This window comes from Magnetococcus sp. PR-3 (assembly GCF_036689865.1).
Taxonomy (GTDB): Bacteria; Pseudomonadota; Magnetococcia; order Magnetococcales; family Magnetococcaceae; genus Magnetococcus.
Genome location: NZ_JBAHUQ010000082.1, coordinates 1 through 796, shown reverse-complemented (window position 1 = coordinate 796; position 796 = coordinate 1). Strand labels below are relative to the sequence as shown.

The 796-nt window shown below is 47.6% G+C and carries 1 protein-coding gene; it reads right to left on the bottom strand.

Going from position 1 to position 796, the window contains the following annotated elements:
• A partial coding sequence (locus tag V5T57_RS20630; RefSeq protein ID WP_442918255.1) for a transposase occupies positions 1 to 796 on the bottom strand: 796 nt, incomplete at both ends.

The window sequence follows — 796 nt, the reverse complement described above, 5'->3', positions numbered from 1 at the left end:
TGAAACCAAATTTCTCAATCTGATGATCAACTCTTTCAAGATAGGGAATACTATCGTGCACGCTGGCTGGGGTTATGTGGGTATCGGTAATGATGGCATGCTTACCATCTACTGTGCGGTGATCCAGATAGAAAAAGCCTTTGGGCTTCCCTTCCCGGACCATATAGCCACTCTCAGGGTCTGTCTGACTAACCTTTACCTCTTTGCTCTCAGACTTTACCGCTTTCTCCTTCAGCGGCTTTTTTCCTCTGTTACGGCGATCCTCCTCAACCGCAGCATCCAACGCTTCTAGATAGTGCAGTGGAGCTTTCTCCCGCTCCTCCATATAATGCTTGCCTTTGTTGGCATTGGCTTTTAGGTGCGTGCTATCTGTGTACAAAACGCGCCCTTCAACCATGCCTTGACCCATAGCTTGCTGAACAATTTCGTCAAATATCTCTTGGTAAATCGTGCTCTCATTGAAACGGCGACGACGATTCTGGCTTATGGTCGATGCGTTGGGGACTTTCTGAGTTAAACTGAACCCTAAAAACCAGCGATAGGCTACATTGACCTCAATATCCCGTATCAATTGCCGCTCACTTCGGATCCCGTACAGATACCCTATGAAAAGCATCTTAAATAGCACAACGGGGTCCAGCGCTGGACGCCCATTGTCTGCACAGTACAGATGTCGGACACGATCTCGTATAAATTCAAACTCAATCGCTGCATCTATCTTGCGAAGAAGATGATCCTCTGGAACCAGGGACGATAACGTCACCATCTCCAACTCATATTGTTTGGCTTGCGGGTC